This window comes from Rhodococcoides kroppenstedtii (assembly GCF_900111805.1).
Classification (GTDB): Bacteria; Actinomycetota; Actinomycetes; order Mycobacteriales; family Mycobacteriaceae; genus Rhodococcoides; species Rhodococcoides kroppenstedtii.
This window is the reverse complement of sequence record NZ_FOJN01000005.1, coordinates 275,762-291,167: the sequence shown is the minus strand read 5'-3', so window position 1 is coordinate 291,167 and position 15,406 is coordinate 275,762. Positions and strand designations below refer to the sequence as shown.

Annotated in this window: 15 protein-coding genes; 10 read left to right on the top strand and 5 right to left on the bottom strand. The window is 70.2% G+C overall.

All coding sequences use genetic code 11. The features are described 5' to 3' along the window. Positions 1-146 precede the first annotated feature (146 nt). Both BMZ18_RS08550 and BMZ18_RS08545 read right to left on the bottom strand, forming a co-directional pair. Positions 147-794: a thioredoxin-like domain-containing protein gene (locus BMZ18_RS08550; RefSeq protein WP_068365453.1), complete on the bottom strand. Its 648-nt coding sequence runs from the start codon at positions 792-794 to the stop codon at positions 147-149. Between the two features lie 5 nt (positions 795-799). Continuing rightward, positions 800-1,591, bottom strand: a complete 792-nt coding sequence (locus tag BMZ18_RS08545) for a trans-aconitate 2-methyltransferase (RefSeq protein ID WP_068365449.1) — start codon at positions 1,589-1,591, stop codon at positions 800-802. Positions 1,592-1,665: 74 nt separating this feature from the next. Between BMZ18_RS08545 and BMZ18_RS08540 the strand changes: the two genes are divergently transcribed. The 5 genes from BMZ18_RS08540 to BMZ18_RS08520 are packed head-to-tail and all read left to right on the top strand — an operon-like array spanning position 1,666 to position 7,357. Then, positions 1,666-2,550 (top strand): DMT family transporter, encoded by an 885-nt coding sequence (locus BMZ18_RS08540; RefSeq protein WP_068365448.1) that lies wholly within the window; start codon positions 1,666-1,668, stop codon positions 2,548-2,550. Beyond that, the gene (locus tag BMZ18_RS08535; RefSeq protein WP_068365447.1) at positions 2,543-3,766 is read left to right on the top strand and encodes a winged helix-turn-helix domain-containing protein; all 1,224 of its coding nucleotides are present in this window, start codon (positions 2,543-2,545) and stop codon (positions 3,764-3,766) included. Before BMZ18_RS08540 ends, BMZ18_RS08535 begins: the two co-directional genes overlap by 8 nt. A 9-nt stretch (positions 3,767-3,775) precedes the next feature. Beyond that, positions 3,776-4,522, top strand: coding sequence for an FAD-dependent thymidylate synthase (thyX, locus tag BMZ18_RS08530; RefSeq protein WP_068100768.1), 747 nt, complete (start codon positions 3,776-3,778; stop codon positions 4,520-4,522). A 40-nt stretch (positions 4,523-4,562) separates the two neighbouring features. After that, positions 4,563-5,513 (top strand): 4-hydroxy-tetrahydrodipicolinate synthase, encoded by a 951-nt coding sequence (gene dapA / locus BMZ18_RS08525; RefSeq protein WP_074922085.1) that lies wholly within the window; start codon positions 4,563-4,565, stop codon positions 5,511-5,513. Continuing rightward, the gene (locus BMZ18_RS08520) at positions 5,510-7,357 is read left to right on the top strand and encodes a ribonuclease J (RefSeq protein WP_068365446.1); all 1,848 of its coding nucleotides are present in this window, start codon (positions 5,510-5,512) and stop codon (positions 7,355-7,357) included. The genes dapA and BMZ18_RS08520 overlap by 4 nt, the downstream gene beginning before the upstream one ends. A 30-nt stretch (positions 7,358-7,387) precedes the next feature. On the opposite strand, the gene BMZ18_RS08515 is transcribed toward BMZ18_RS08520, so the two are convergent. Continuing rightward, positions 7,388-8,164 (bottom strand): sulfite exporter TauE/SafE family protein, encoded by a 777-nt coding sequence (locus BMZ18_RS08515; RefSeq protein WP_068365445.1) that lies wholly within the window; start codon positions 8,162-8,164, stop codon positions 7,388-7,390. A gap of 36 nt (positions 8,165-8,200) precedes the next feature. Here BMZ18_RS08515 and BMZ18_RS08510 point away from each other — a divergent pair, with 36 nt between their 5' ends. From BMZ18_RS08510 to BMZ18_RS08500, 3 genes are all read left to right on the top strand, one after another. After that, positions 8,201-8,821: a TIGR03085 family metal-binding protein gene (locus tag BMZ18_RS08510; protein WP_068365444.1), complete on the top strand. Its 621-nt coding sequence runs from the start codon at positions 8,201-8,203 to the stop codon at positions 8,819-8,821. Between the two features lie 60 nt (positions 8,822-8,881). Then, positions 8,882-11,629, top strand: a complete 2,748-nt coding sequence (locus tag BMZ18_RS08505; protein WP_170851470.1) for a DNA translocase FtsK — start codon at positions 8,882-8,884, stop codon at positions 11,627-11,629. A gap of 273 nt (positions 11,630-11,902) precedes the next feature. Further along, positions 11,903-12,949 (top strand): TerC family protein, encoded by a 1,047-nt coding sequence (locus tag BMZ18_RS08500; RefSeq protein ID WP_082833807.1) that lies wholly within the window; start codon positions 11,903-11,905, stop codon positions 12,947-12,949. Positions 12,950-13,010: 61 nt separating this feature from the next. On the opposite strand, the gene BMZ18_RS08495 is transcribed toward BMZ18_RS08500, so the two are convergent. Both BMZ18_RS08495 and BMZ18_RS08490 read right to left on the bottom strand, forming a co-directional pair. Continuing rightward, positions 13,011-13,292, bottom strand: coding sequence for a YciI family protein (locus BMZ18_RS08495; RefSeq protein WP_068365443.1), 282 nt, complete (start codon positions 13,290-13,292; stop codon positions 13,011-13,013). Positions 13,293-13,344: 52 nt separating this feature from the next. Continuing rightward, positions 13,345-13,908, bottom strand: coding sequence for an amino-acid N-acetyltransferase (locus BMZ18_RS08490; protein ID WP_206028145.1), 564 nt, complete (start codon positions 13,906-13,908; stop codon positions 13,345-13,347). A 188-nt stretch (positions 13,909-14,096) separates the two neighbouring features. On the opposite strand from BMZ18_RS08490, the gene pgsA reads away from it, so the two are divergent. Together pgsA and BMZ18_RS08480 are read left to right on the top strand one after the other, a co-directional pair. Beyond that, positions 14,097-14,690, top strand: coding sequence for a CDP-diacylglycerol--glycerol-3-phosphate 3-phosphatidyltransferase (pgsA, locus tag BMZ18_RS08485; protein ID WP_068100778.1), 594 nt, complete (start codon positions 14,097-14,099; stop codon positions 14,688-14,690). 239 nt (positions 14,691-14,929) lie between these two features. Continuing rightward, positions 14,930-15,265 (top strand): helix-turn-helix domain-containing protein, encoded by a 336-nt coding sequence (locus BMZ18_RS08480; protein ID WP_068100780.1) that lies wholly within the window; start codon positions 14,930-14,932, stop codon positions 15,263-15,265. Positions 15,266-15,406: the final 141 nt, after the last annotated feature.

Sequence of the window (15,406 nt, the reverse complement as noted above, 5' to 3'; positions counted from 1 at the left end):
GGAACCGTCGAATGTCGTTCGGCGACAACCCGTCACCGGCAAGCAGTTGGTCCACGTGAATCCCCCCGAATTCGTGTCACCGACACCATGACACAAGGGTCCGACACGAAAATTTCGTCGACCGGTCGATCTGGACGCCGACGGCCCTACTCCGGCACCGTCAACGGCGAGTCCGGATCGGCCGGCTCCGCGACGAAGGGCGGCGGGTCGGTCGGGTCGAAGGAGCTCGGGAGGGTGGCGCAGGTGGCGCCGGGCTCGGGAAAGGTGTTCGGGTTCAGACGAAGTGCGCTGACGAATCGGTCGATGCGCTCGTCGTCGGTGTCGTCGACCTGGAGCCGGTGACCCCAGGACTGCAGGGAGATCGGTCGGTCCAACCCCGGATAGGGGGAGAGCATCGTGTACGGCACCCCGTCGACGCGTCGAGCCAGGTCGGCCACGGCGTCGTCACCCAGGGACTCGGGGTCGTAGGCAATCCAGACGGCCCCGTGCTCGAGCGAATGCACCATGTTCTCCGTGCGCACCGGAACGGAGTAGACCACCCCGGTGCAGGTGGCCCACGCACCGTCGTGCCGACCGCCCATCGGTGGTGAATAGGTGTACGCGACACGGTAGTTCGGCAGCACGTGCAGGGCGGGCGGATACTCCACCACCTCGATTCCGTCCAGCGCCAGAGACGGGTCCGGATTGTCGGCGGTCGGGACCCACGCGTCGGGAACCGCCCGGCCGGCCACCTCGGACCCGCACGCCGTCGAGGCGAGCAGGGTGACGGCCAGGAGCGCAGCGGCGCGGTGCATGCCGTTCACCCTGCCAGGTCGGTCGCCCCGGAGGCGGCACCGACCGTGGCGACGCAGAACACTCGACGGAACGGGAAGAGGGTGACCCCGTCGGGTCCCGCCGGATACGCCTCGCGCAGCCGCGCCGCCAGCTCCGCCTCGAACGCTCGCTGCCCGTCGTCGAGCGCGTCGAACACCGGGGTCAGGGCGGTGCCCCGCATCCAGTCGAGCACCGGGTCGGTACCGGAGAGCCGGTGCACGTAGGTGGTCTCCCACGCGTCGACGGCGCATCCGTGCGCAGCGAGGAGCGTGGCGTAGTCGCTCGGGTCGTCCACGGCGTCGTCGTGACGCAGCAGGCCGACGGGGAGCCGATCGACCCACGGGGCGGAGCCGGCGACCTCGCGGAGAGCGCGGTGCGACGGCGCCCCGAAGTTGCCCGGCATCTGCACGGCGATCACGGCGCCGCGGGGGAGTGCGCGGGCCCACGCGGCGAGGAGCTCCCGGTGCTCCGGAACCCACTGCAGGAGTGCGTTGCTCACCACGAGGTCCGTGTCCTCCGCGGGCGTCCAGTCGCGCACGTCGCCCTGCTCGGCCGCGAGCCCGTTGCGGCGTGCGGCGGAGACCATCTCGGCGGACGAGTCGAGGGCGTCGAGCGCAGCGTCCGGCCAGCGATCCGAGAGCAACCGGGTCGAATTTCCGGGCCCGCATCCGAGGTCGACGATCCTGCGCGGCGCGTCGAGGTCCACCCGCGCGACGAGGTCGACGAACGGTCGATGACGATGGTCGGCGTACTGCAGGTACTGCGACGGGTTCCACATGGGCACCTCCGTGGGGTCGATCCACCCTTGCAGTACGAGCGTACTGTAAACCACGGTTCGGAAGGAGGCGTTCGGTGACGACGTCCGGAGTGCCGGCGCTGGTGACGGCCGGCCTGCTGTGGGGCACCGGCGGCGTGCTCGGGACCGCCTTCGGCTCCGCCGCCGGGCTGCCGCCCACTGCGGTCGCGGCCTGCCGCCTGGGCGGCGGCGGGCTTCTCCTGGTGGCCTACGCGATCGCCGGTGGGACCGGACGTCCCACGGGCGCTCCTGCGCTCCGACGCATCGCGGTCATCGGCGTCCTTGCCGCCGTGTTCCAAGGTGCGTACTTCGTCGCCACCTCCCTCCTGGGCGTGGCCGCGGCAACCCTCATCGCCATCGGTTCGGCGCCGGTGGTGTGCGTCGCCGTGGAATCGGTCGGTGCCCGACGACGTCCCGACCCGGTCGCGGTGCGCACCGTGGCGGTCGGGCTCGTGGGCCTGGTGTTCCTGGTGGGGGCGCCCCCCGACGTGGCGGCGGGCACCGCGCTGCTCGGGGCGCTGACGGCGTTGCTGTCGGGGTCGTCGTTCGCCGCGATCACGCTGGTGGGTCGACGCCCGGTGGTCGGGCTGTCCGAATCCGCGATGACCGGATGGTCGTTCCTGCTGGGCGGGTCTCTGCTCGTAGTGGGATTCACGATGGCCGGGGGCTCACCCACCCCGACCGTCACCGCCGCGAGCATCGCGTTGCTGGTGGCCCTGGCGGTGTTTCCCACGGCCGCCGCCTACACGTTCTGGTTCCGCGGCCTCCGTACGTCCCCCGCGTCCACGGCCGCCGTGATCGGGTTGCTCGAACCCCTCACGGGTACGGTCCTCGCCATGATCGTGCTGGGCGAACGACTGACGGTGGTCGGCCTGATAGGAGCCGCGCTGTTGTTGGTGGCCGTCGTCGACACGAGCCGTCCGCGGACCGTCCGTGCGTGAGCTTCCGGCCGCGACCGCCCGGCGGATCGCGGTGGCGGCGCAGGGATTCGGCCGGCTGAAGCCCACGTCGTCCGGCCGGCGCGCCGTGTCGTCGGTGCTCGCCACGACCCGGCTGTTGCAGATCGATTCCGTCGCGGCCGCCGTTCGGGCGCACTACGCGCCCGTGTTCAGTCGCGTCGGCTCCTACGACCGAGCGGCTCTGGACCGCGCGGCCTGGTCCGACACCGCGCGTTCACCACGTCTGATGGTCGAGTACTGGGCGCACGAAGCCGCGTTCGTCCCCGTCGAGGACTGGCCGTTGTTGCGGTGGCGAATGGATCGCTACATCCACGGTCGGTGGGGCGGTGCGCGGGATGTCGCCGAGCGACACCCGCGGTTGGTCGACGACGTGCTGGACGCGATCCGTGACGGCGGCCCTGCCACGGCGCGCGAACTCGAGGTGGCCCTGGACCGGCGGCGGCCCGGTCCGAAGGGCCCGTGGTGGGACCACAGCGACGTCAAGGTGGTGTGCGAGCAGCTCTTCGCCAGTGGCGTTCTCACGGTGCCGCGGCGAACCAAGTTCGCTCGGGTCTACGACCTGACCGAGCGCGTCCTCCCGCCGGACGTCGCGTCGCACCGCATTCCCGAGGACGACGCGGTACGTCGTCTCGTCGAGCAGTCCGCCGCGGCGATGGGCGTCGCGACCGCCGCCGACCTGCGCGACTACTACCGGCTCTCCGCGGCGCAGACTTCTCGCGCGCTGGCCGAGCTCGTCGAGGCGGGCCGCGTGGTGCCGACGACGGTCGCGGGCTGGAAGGACCCGGCCTACCTCCATGTCGATGTACGCCGACCCCGCACTGTCGACGCGGCGGCCCTGCTGTGCCCGTTCGACCCGCTGATCTTCGGCCGCGCCCGCACGGAGCGGGTGTTCGATTTCCACTACCGCATCGAGATCTACACCCCCGAGGCGCAGCGACGGTACGGCTACTACGTGTTCCCGTTCCTGCTCGGAGACGAGCTGGTCGCGCGCGTCGACCTCCGTGTGGATCGAGCCGCGGGGTTGCTGACCGTCCCCGGCGCGTTCAGCGAGGACTCGGTCGACGCGCAGGGTCGACGCGGCGAGGTCGCGGCGGCCCTGGCGGGCTCGGTGCGCGCGATGGCGGAGTGGTTGGACGTCGACGTCGCCGTGGGTGAGCGCGGCGACCTGGCCGGCGATCTGCGCGTCGCCGTCTCCTAGGCTCGGCGGGTGCACACCGCTCCGCTGTCCGTCTCGCTGATCGCGCTCACCGATTTCGTCCGACCCGACGACGTGCCGTGGGAGACGGACGCCGAGGGCGGCGAGGCGCTGGTCGAGTTCGCCGGGCGGGCCTGCTATCAGAGCTGGGACAAGCCGAATCCGCGCACGGCCACCAATGCCGGCTACCTACGTCACCTGTTGGCGGTGGGCAACTTCTCGGTGCTCGAGCACGCCACCGCGAGTTTCTACGTCACCGGCATCTCGCGTTCCTGCAGCCACGAGCTGATCCGGCACCGCCACTTCTCGTTCTCGCAGCTCTCGCAACGCTCGGTCAGCGAACGCGACGCGCGCATGGTCGTGCCGCCCGCCATCGACGCGGACGAGACCCTCCGTGACCTCTTCCGCGAGGCGACGGACGAGTCGCGCGCGGCCTACGACCGGTTGCTCACCGCCCTCGAGGCCGCGGCCGGGCCGGACGCACCTGCCGTCGTCGCCGGCAAGCAGGCGCGCCAGGCCGCGCGGTCGGTGCTGCCCAACGCCGTCGAGACCCGTGTGGTGGTGACCGGAAATTTCCGCTCGTGGCGCCACTTCGTCACCATGCGCGCGACCGAGCACGCCGATCTGGAAATCCGCCGACTCGCCGTCGCCTGCCTGCGCCGACTCGCCGAGGTGGCGCCCGCCGTCTTCGGTGACTTCGAGATCCGGACGCTGCCGGACGGAACCGAGGTGGCGCGCTCGTCGTACCCGGGGGAGTGAGGGACGGAACCGCCCCGGTCGGCGGGTAATCTTCCGGACCATGATCACCGGTGACCCCGCCACGGCTGCGGGAACTGTGCGCCCCGACCACACGACCGTCGCCGCGGGTCCGAAGTTGCCGTTCGGTGCCGTCTCCGTCGCGATGGTGACACCGTTCACACCGGCCGGCGCGCTCGACATCGACACCGCCGTGTCCCTGGCCGCCCACCTCGTCGACTCCGGCTGCGACGGTTTGGTGATCTCGGGTACCACCGGTGAGTCGCCCACCACCTCCGATCGTGAGAAGGCCGACCTGCTCCGCGCCGTCGTCGACGCCGTCGGCGACCGTGCCCGCATCGTCGCCGGAGCCGGGACCAACGACACCGCTCACAGCGTCGCGCAGGCCCGCCTGGCCGCGGAGTCCGGCGCCCACGGTCTGCTCGTCGTCACGCCCTACTACTCGCGGCCCCCGCAGGCGGGTCTGCACGCCCACTTCGCGACCGTCGCCAACGCGACCGATCTGCCCGTGATGCTCTACGACATCCCGCCGCGGTCGGTGGTGCCCATCGAGAGCGACACCCTGCGACGCCTCGCCGAGCACCCGAACATCCTCGCGGTCAAGGACGCCAAGGGCGACCTGGCCGCCGGCGCCGAACTCATCGCGGAGACCGGCCTGCAGTACTTCTCCGGCGACGACCCGCTGAACCTCCCGTGGCTCAGCGTCGGCGCGGTCGGATTCGTCAGTGTCATCGGCCATCTCGTCCCCGGACCGCTGCGTGATCTGCACGCCGCGTGGGCCGCCGGAGACGTGGCCACCGCGCAGCGGATCAACCTCCGTCTGCTCCCCATCGTCCGATCGGTCGCGCGACTCGGCGGCGTCACCGCGTCCAAGGCCGGGCTTCGCCTCGTCGGCATCGACGTCGGTGATCCACGCCTGCCGCAGGTCGCGCCGACCACCGAACAGATCGACGCGCTCGTCGTCGATCTCCAGCACGCAGGAGTTCTCACATGACCCGACCGCCCCGGCGGCGATCCGCCTCTCGACGCGCCGGCCCGCCGGCGCCGCCGACGGCACCCCCCGCGTCCCGGCCGGCGGCGTCCGCGCCGCGCGTCCCGCAGAACTCTGCTGCGACGCAGCGGCCGGATTCGCGCAGCACGGTCGACCACAGCGGCCGCCTCGGCACCCCGCCCAAGGCCCCCAAGAAGGGTCTGCGCGTCGTGGCCCTCGGCGGCATCGGCGAGATCGGCCGCAACATGACGGTCTTCGAGCACCAGGGCAAGTTGCTCATCGTCGACTGCGGTGTGCTGTTCCCCGAGGATCAGCAGCCCGGTGTCGATCTCATCCTTCCCGACTTCCGGCACATCGAGAACCGGATGGACGACGTGGTCGCCCTCGTGCTCACCCACGGGCACGAGGACCACATCGGAGCCGTCCCGTTCCTGCTGCGCCTGCGGCCCGACATCCCGGTGATCGGCGCGAAGTTCACCCTCGCGCTGCTCGCCGCAAAGTGCCGCGAGCATCGGCAGCGGCCCAACCTCGTGGAGGTTCGCGAGGGCGATTCCACCCAGCACGGGCCGTTCGAGCTGGAGTACTTCGCGGTCAATCACTCGATTCCCGACGCCCTGGCCGTCGCCATCCGCACCGACGCGGGCGTGGCGCTGCACACCGGCGACATCAAGCTCGACCAGCTTCCCCTCGACGGCCGGCTCACCGACCTCGGCGGATTCGCTCGCCTCGGCGACGAGGGCGTCGACCTGTTCCTGGTCGACTCCACCAACGCCGAGGTGCCGGGCTTCGTGACCCCCGAGCGCGAGATCGGCGGCGTTCTGGACACGGTGATCGGCAAGGCGAAGAACCGCGTCATCGTGGCGTCGTTCGCCTCGCACGTGCACCGCATCCAGCAGGTCATCGACGTCGCCGCCCGGTACGGCCGCAAGGTCGCCTTCGTGGGCCGCTCCATGGTGCGCAACATGGCGATCGCGCAGGAACTCGGCTACCTGACGTTGCCGGACGGCGTCGAGGTCGACATGGACACCGCCACCAAGCTGCCCGACGACAGACTGGTGCTGATCTCCACCGGTTCGCAGGGCGAACCGCTCTCGGCGCTGTCCCGCATGGCGCGCGGTGAGCACCGTCAGATCAACGTGCGCGCCGACGACCTCGTGGTGCTGGCCTCGTCCCTCATCCCCGGCAACGAGAACTCCGTGTTCGCCGTCGTGAACGGTCTGGCCAAGCGCGGCGCCAAGGTGATCACGCAGCAGAGCGCCAAGGTTCACGTCTCCGGCCACGCGTCGGCCGGCGAACTGCTCTACCTCTACAACGCGGTGCGGCCGACCAACGCGATGCCGGTCCACGGCGAATGGCGGCATCTGCGGGCCAACGCGGCACTCGCCGCCGCGACGGGCGTCCCGGAGGACCGCATCGTTCTCGCGGAGGACGGCGTCGTCGTCGACATGGTCGACGGGCTGGCGAAGGTCGTCGGTCAGGTCCCCGTCGGCCACGTCTACGTGGACGGGCTCTCGGTCGGCGACGTGGGCGACTCGACGCTCTCCGATCGTCTGGTCCTCGGCGAAGGCGGGTTCATCGCCATCACCATGGCGGTCGACTCGGCCACCGGTCGGTCGGCCGGAACCCCGGAGGTCTCCGGGCGCGGCTTCTCCGACGACCCGGCCGCCCTCGAGGAGGCCGCGAAGTTGGTCGAGGCCGAGCTGGTGCGTCTCGCGGGCGAGGGTGTCAAGGACACGCATCGCATCGCGCAGGCCGTCCGCCGAGTCGTCGGGCGTTGGGTGGCGGACAAGTACCGTCGTCGCCCCATGATCGTGCCGACGGTTCTCGAGGTGAACACCGACCAGTGACGCCGGGTCGGGTGGGGCTCGGGCGCTCTCTCAGGATGCGAGGAGCCGCCAGAGTCCCACCAACCCGATCGCGACGATGCACAGTCGCAGGGCGGTGGGGGAGAGACGTCGGCCGTACTTGGCCCCGACCACTCCGCCGACCAACGAGCTGACGGCGATGAGTCCCGCTGCGGCCCAACTGATTCGGTCGAACGCGAGCAGTGTGAAGGACAGCGCGGCGACGATGTTGACCACCAGCGACAGCAGGTTCTTCGCGGCGTTCATCCGCTGCATGCTCTCCGGGAGCAGCGCACCCATCACGCCCATCAGCAGAATGCCCTGGGCGGCGGTGAAGTAGCCGCCGTAGACGCCGACGGCGAACGTGCCGACGATCAGGAGCCCGAACCGTCCCCGGCCGAGGCCGGTCTCGGTGCTGCGCTCGGACCGCTGTTGGGCCCACCGCTGGATACGGGGGCCGGCCAGCACGAGCACCAACGCCAGGATCAGCAACACCGGGACCACGGCGGTGAACGTCTTCTCGGGCAGGTGACGCAACAACCACGCGCCGAGAATTCCGCCGAGCAGCGATCCGGGCAGCTGCCACTTCAGCCGACCCCACTGGCCCTTCAGTTCTTCCCGATAGCCCCAGGTTCCGGAGGCCGATCCCGCCACGAGGCCGATGGCGTTGCTCATGGTCGCGGTCACCGGCGGGTAGCCGAACGCGATGAGCGTCGGGAAGGTGACCAGCGTTCCGGACCCCACGATGGCGTTGATCGCGCCCGCCGCGAAGCCCGCCAGGAGGATCAGGACGATTTCGGTGACCGGCACGACTGGGACGCTACGACACGGCTAGATTCGTCTCGCATGAGCCTTGCCCGCGACGAACGCCTCCGCCTGGTCGACACCATGAGCTCGGCCGGCCCCGACGCCCCGACCCTGTGCGGGGAGTGGACGGTGCGCGATCTCGCCGCCCACCTCGTCGTCCGCGAGCGTCGGCCGGATGCGTCCGTCGGGATCCTCCTTCCGCCCCTGGCCGGCTACACGCAGTCGGTGCAGGACGGCGTCGCGACGCGGCCGTTCGACGAATTGCTCGACGACGTGCGGTCGGGTCCGCCGATCTGGTCGCCGTTCAAGGTGCTCGATCCCGTGGCCAACCTCGGCGAGATGTTCGTCCACCACGAGGACGTGCGGCGGGGGGACGGCGTCGCGACGCCCCGCGACCTCGACCCCCGGCTCGAGAAGGCCCTGTGGGGGCTCGGCGGCCTGATGGGGCGCAAGGCGTACCGGTCGGCCCCGGTGACCGTGGTGTGGGAGTCGCCGGAGTTCGGGACGCGCTCGTTCGGATCCAGGTCGCGTCGGGTGATCCTGCGCGGACCGGCGTCCGAACTGGCTCTGCATGCCTTCGGTCGCGACGCCGTCGCGCTGGATTTCGACGGGGACGAGGCCGACGTCGCCGCGGTGAAGGCGCTCGACCGGTCGTTCTGACGGCATGGTGCTCGTGTTGCGGATGGTCCTGGTGAGGTTCGACCGACTAACCTGAGCGGTATGGCAGGCAAGACGAGTACGCGCGCGTCCCGATCCGGTACGACCGGATCGTCCCGGTCGACCGCCGCGCGCGGCGGGTCGGGCGGCCGCACCGTCACCACTCCCCGCAAGCCGACCGCTCCGCGCAAGGCCGCCGGGTCGAGCAGAGCCGGTGGCTCCAGCAAGGGGACCGGTTCACGCAAGCCCGCCGCGTCCCGCGGCGGTGCCGGTCGCGCACCCGCACGCAGGACCAACTCCGGCTCGTCGGCCGGCGGCAACGCCGCCCGTGCCGTCGGTCGCGGGATCGCGTCCGGATGGGCCCTCGCCGCCAAGGGCGTCGGCGCGACCACCCGCACCGTCGGCCGCGCCGGCGACATCGAACACGGTCACCGCCGTGACGGCCTCGCGCTGGGCGCCCTGGCGATCAGCGTCGTGGTCGCGGCCGGGCTGTGGTTCTCCGCCGGCGGGCCGGTGGGGGAGTGGATCGAGATCGGCCTGCGCGCGGTGGTCGGCAGCGCGGCGATGGTGCTCCCGCTGCTCGGCGTCACCCTCGCCGTCGCGCTCATGCGGACGGAGCCGAAGCCCGACGACCGGCCCCGACTGATTCTCGGCTCGCTGCTGGTGGGCCTGCCGCTGCTGGGCCTGTGGCACCTCGGCGCGGGCTCGCCGACGGACGCCGACGGGCGTGCGTCCGGCGGCGGTGTCCTCGGATTCGTCGTGGGCGGCCCGCTGGCCGACGGAGTGACCGTGTGGTTGGCGGTCCCGCTTCTCCTGCTCGCGATCCTGTTCGGCGTTCTCCTGCTCACCGGAACGACGGTGCGGGACGTACCTGCTCGCCTGCGGTCGCTCTTCGGGACCGCGAGCGGCGGCGAGGAGTACGACGACTACGCGGCCGACGGTTTTTACGGCGACGATCCCTACGGCGACGATCCGTACGGTGCGGCGTCGTACGGCACCGACCCGTATGCGGCACCGAGCGCGTACGGCGATCCGCTCGACGTCGCGACGCGCTTCGATCTCGACGAGCCCGCCGCGCCCGGGCCGACACGTCGTCGGCGCACCCCGTCCCGGTCCGTCGAGACGCCCGCCGATGCCGCCCCGGACACCGGGGCGCCGGACGAGAGCGCCACCGAGTACGTCCCCGTCACTCCGCCCGCGCGTCGCCGTGCGGCGGCGACGGCGAAGCCCGACCCGGTCCCCACGCCCGATCCGTCCGACGCAGCCGGCCCGGCCGATTCCGACGCGGACCGGATGGTCGTCGACCGGGTGGTGGACGGCGACTACGTGTTGCCGTCGCTGTCGCTGCTGGTCGAGGGCGACCCGCCGAAGACGCGGAGTCAGGCCAACGACGCGATGATCGAGGCGATCTCCGAGGTCCTCGAGCAGTTCAAGATCGACGCCGCGGTCACCGGATTCACCCGCGGGCCGACCGTGACCCGCTACGAGGTGGAGCTGGGTCCGGGCGTGAAGGTGGAGAAGATCACCGCCCTCGCGCGCAACATCGCCTACGCGGTGGCCACGGACAACGTGCGTCTGCTGGCGCCCATCCCCGGCAAGTCCGCCGTGGGCATCGAGGTGCCGAACTCCGACCGCGAGATGGTGCGCCTGTCCGACGTGCTCACCGCGCCCAGCACCCGGAAGGATCACCACCCGCTGGTGATCGGGCTGGGGAAGGACATCGAGGGCGACTTCGTCAGCGCCAACCTGGCCAAGATGCCCCACCTGTTGGTGGCCGGGTCGACGGGCTCGGGCAAGTCGTCCTTCGTCAACTCGATGCTGGTGTCGCTGCTCGCTCGGGCGACGCCCGAGGAAGTGCGAATGATCCTCATCGACCCGAAGATGGTCGAGCTGACGCCCTACGAGGGCATCCCGCACCTCATCACCCCGATCATCACGCAGCCGAAGAAGGCGGCGGCCGCGCTCGCGTGGCTGGTCGAGGAGATGGAGCAGCGCTACCAGGACATGCAGGCCAACCGCGTACGCCATGTCGACGACTTCAACAAGAAGGTGCGGTCCGGCGAGATCACGGCTCCACTGGGCAGCGAGCGGGTCTACAAGCCCTACCCGTACATCCTGGCGATCGTCGACGAGCTGGCGGACCTCATGATGACCGCGCCTCGAGACGTCGAGGAAGCGATCGTGCGCATCACGCAGAAGGCGCGTGCCGCGGGTATCCACCTGGTGCTCGCGACGCAGCGTCCCTCGGTGGACGTCGTCACCGGTCTGATCAAGACCAACGTGCCGTCGCGTCTGGCCTTTGCCACGTCGTCGCTCACGGACTCGCGGGTCATCCTCGATCAGCAGGGGGCCGAGAAGCTCATCGGTATGGGCGACGCGCTGTTCCTGCCGATGGGGGCGGGCAAGCCGACCCGCCTGCAGGGCGCCTTCATCACCGACGAGGAGATCACCGCCGTCGTCGACGCCGCCAAGAACCAGGCGGAGCCGGAGTACACCGAGGGCGTCACCACGCAGAAGGCCGCGGAGAAGAAGGACGTCGACGCCGACATCGGCGACGATCTCGACGTGCTGCTGCAGGCCATCGAACTGGTGGTCACCAGCCAGTTCGGCTCCACGTCGATGTTGCAGCGCAAGCTGCGCGTCGGCTTCGCCAAGGCGGGCCGGCTCATGGACCTCATGGAGACGCGGGGCGTCGTGGGGCCGAGCGAGGGCTCGAAGGCCCGCGACGTTCTGGTGAAGCCGGACGAGCTCGACGGACTGCTGTGGTCGATCAAGGGCGGCGACCCCGCGGAGGGTGGAGACGACGAGTAGGCCGGTGGCCGACGGCTTTCCGTGACGCTGATCTCATTGCGCTTCTTTACGGGCGTTTTACCGTCTGTCGATGACTCGTTGGGTCGCTCCACACCGTCTCTGTGGCATCATTGTCAGCGGAGGGGAGTATCCCCAACTCGCGACGGACCCGTCAGCACGATCGAGCCCTGACTCGATCCGGGTCCCCGGTCGACGTGCGCTGTACCCAACGGCGACGATGCGACGGGAGAGACCTCCGGAGCCCAACGCTGGCCTACCGGAGGTAGCGAGTACATGAACGTGTCCACCACCGTTTGGATCGTCACCTGTGTGGTGATCCTCGGTCTCTTCGTCTTCGACTTCTTCGCCCACGTGCGCACGCCGCACGAGCCGACGTTCAAGGAATCGGCCACCTGGTCCGCGGTCTACATCGGACTCGCCGTCGTCTTCGGCGGCATCGTGTTCTGGCAGTACGGGTCGACCTACGGCGGCGAGTACTTCGCGGGATACATCACCGAGAAGGCCCTGAGCGTCGACAACCTGTTCGTCTTCCTCATCATCATGACGACCTTCTCGGTCCCGCGGCAGTACCAGCAGAAGGTACTGCTCATCGGCATCGTGATGGCGTTGGTTATGCGCGGCGGCTTCATCGCCCTCGGCGCCGCGGCGATCAACAACTTCAGCTGGGTCTTCTACCTTTTCGGTGCCTTCCTCATCTACACGGCCTACAAGTTGATCAAGGAGGCCGGCCACGAGGAGGAGAACGAGGTCGAGCAAGAGACCAAGATCATGCGCTTGGTCAAGAAGGTGCTCCCCACCACGGAGGAGTACCACGGTGACCGCCTGACGGTGAAGATCGACGGCAAGCGCGTGGTCACCCCGATGTTGATGGCGCTCGTGGTCATCGGCTTCACCGACATCCTCTTCGCGCTCGACTCGATCCCGGCCATCTACGGCCTCACCACCGAGCCGTACATCGTCTTCACCGCCAACGCGTTCGCCCTGATGGGTCTGCGTCAGCTGTACTTCCTCATCGGCGGACTGCTCGACCGCCTGGTCTACCTGTCCTACGGCCTCTCGCTGGTGCTCGCGTTCATCGGCGTCAAGCTCGTCCTGCACGCCCTGCACGAGAACGAGCTGGGCTTCATCAACGGCGGCGAGCACGTCGCGGTCCCCGAGATCACCACGGGCCTCTCGCTCAGCGTCATCGTCGGCATCCTGGCCGTGACCACGGTCGCCAGCCTGATCAAGACGCGCGGGAAGTCGGCGGAGGACGTCGACAAGGCCGCGACGGTCGACGCCGGCACCGCGTCCGAGATCGATCGGGACTCCACGCGCTGATCCGACCCCGGACAGCACACGGCCCGGCGGAGCACCTCCGCCGGGCCGTGTCGCGTCCGGATCAGGCCAGGGCGCCGAGAACCGGCTTCCACTCCTGCACCGCGATCGCCTCGACGAGCTCGTCGCGGACGAACGGATCGTCGGCGAACAGGTCGCGCACGTCGGCCTCGTCCGTTCCCTGCGCGACGATGGTGGCGCCGCTGTCGTCGGGGTACGGACCCGCGGTCACCACGCGGTCCTGCGCGATCTGCTCCCGCAGCCAGTCCCGGTGCTCGGCGCGCACGCGGTCGCGGCCTTCGGCGGTGCTGGGCGAGTAGGTGTAGTGGACGAGGAAGTGCGGCACGGGGGCTCCGTTCGGGTCGAGTGTGTCGGTCCGGTGTGGCGGTTCTTACGAATCAAAGCGTCAACAGCATGCGCGTGTTGCCCAGGGTGTTCGGCTTGACGTAGCTGAGGTCGAGGAACTCGGCGACACCGGTGTCGTAGGACCGGCACATCTCGGCGTAGACCTCCGCGGTGACCGGGGTGCCCTCGATCTCGGAGAAGCCGTGTCGCGCGAAGAAGGACACCTCGAAGGTGAGGACGAACAGTCGCGACAACTGCAGTTCGCGGGCCACGTCGATCAGGGTGGTGACCACCAGATGACCGACGCCGTGGCCCTTGACGGCGGGGTCCACGGCCACCGTGCGGATCTCGCCGAGATCGGCCCAGAGCACGTGCAGCGCGCCGCATCCCGCCACGACGCCGTCGACCTCGGCGACCCAGAACTCCTGCACCGCCTCGTAGAGCGTGACCAGGTTCTTCTCCAGCAGGATGCGACCGGCGTAGATGTCGATCAACCGCTTGATGTCGGGGATGTCCGAGGTCCGCGCACGGCGAATGCGGACTCGCTCCGTGGACGGCGACGCCGGGTCGGGCGTGTCGTGGCCGACGCCGGGGTCCGGATCGAGCTCGGATGTCATGGGGGAGACAGTAGTGCCCGGCGGTACCGATATTGTGAGCCTGTGCCCAGTGCCGCAGCGTTGTCGCCACCCCGCCGAGCGGGCTGCCCGACGTGAGCGCGGAGTTCGACACTTCGCCGGGCGCGCCGGGTGGCAGTGTCCCGGGAGGGCACGGCGGAGGCAGCGCCGCCGCTCCTCGAGAGGACGGCGTGGCCACGGCCGGTGCGGTCCGTCCGGCGCCGCTGCTGAACATCGCCAACGTGCTGACCGTGCTGCGCATCCTGCTGGTCCCGGTGTTTCTCTGGGCCCTCTTCGTCGACGGCGGACAGAGCGTCGGGTGGCGGTGGGCGGCGTTCGCCGTGTTCGCCATCGCCGCCATCACCGATCGCATCGACGGCCAGCTCGCCCGCAAGCACGGTCTGGTGACGGACTTCGGGAAGATGGCCGACCCGATCGCGGACAAGGCCCTCATCGGTGCGGCCCTGGTGGGGCTCTCCATGCTGGGCGTGCTGCCGTGGTGGATCACGGTGGTGATCGGTGTCCGCGAGGTCGGGATCACGCTCCTGCGGTTCGCCGTGCTGCGGCACGGCGTCATCCCGGCCGGTCGCGGCGGGAAGCTGAAGACCCTGGTGCAGGGTGTCGCCATCGGGCTCTACGTGATGCCCCTGCCGGCCGCCGTGGTGCCGGCGGCCATGGCGCTCATGTGGGCCGCGCTGATTCTCACCGTCGTCACCGGGGTGGACTACGTCGTGTCGGCGATGCGGCCGCGGGTCGCCGGTGCGGCCGACGCGCGCGCGACGTGACCGACACCGTCCGCTCGACACGGTGGTGGTGGCGTTAGGGTCGATCACCCGGCGCGAGTGGGGTGCGTTCACCCCGGCAGGGCTGGGTAACCGAATTGTCGAGGGGAGTCGGGAACCCTTCGGTCGGTGTCGGCGTTGGACGAAGAACGGGATTGTTCGGTCGAGGCGGTGACGCTCTCGATCCGGCGGCGGTCGACGCCTCCGGCAGTCCCACCGCACGAGAAACGAGGAGAGGCCACATGATGCTTCTGCGTGAGGCACTCGGCGACAGTCTTCGCCGCACTCGGGTCGCACAGAGCCGCACGCTGCGTGAGGTCTCCACCACGGCCAGGGTGAGTCTCGGGTACCTGTCCGAGGTCGAGCGGGGCCGCAAGGAAGCGTCGAGCGAGCTGCTCAACGCGATCTGCGAGGCGCTCGACGTTCCCCTGTCCGACGTGCTGTCGGACGTCAGCGTGGCGCTGGCTCCCGCGCCCGCCGAGGATCGGGCCGTCACGGCCGCACCCGGGGTGCGGGTGGACGACGGCACTCGGGTCGTCATTCCGGCACCGACCGCGCGGGCACTCGCGGCGGCATGACGTGCCGCGCGGCCGCCCGGGTTCGGTAAGCGGACCGCGGGTGAGACCCGAAGGTTCGAAATCGGGCGGCGCGCGTGGAACGATGGTCGATGAACAGCGGCCGGTGACCGTCGCCGGCCGGGTCGCGTAGCGGCGGATTCC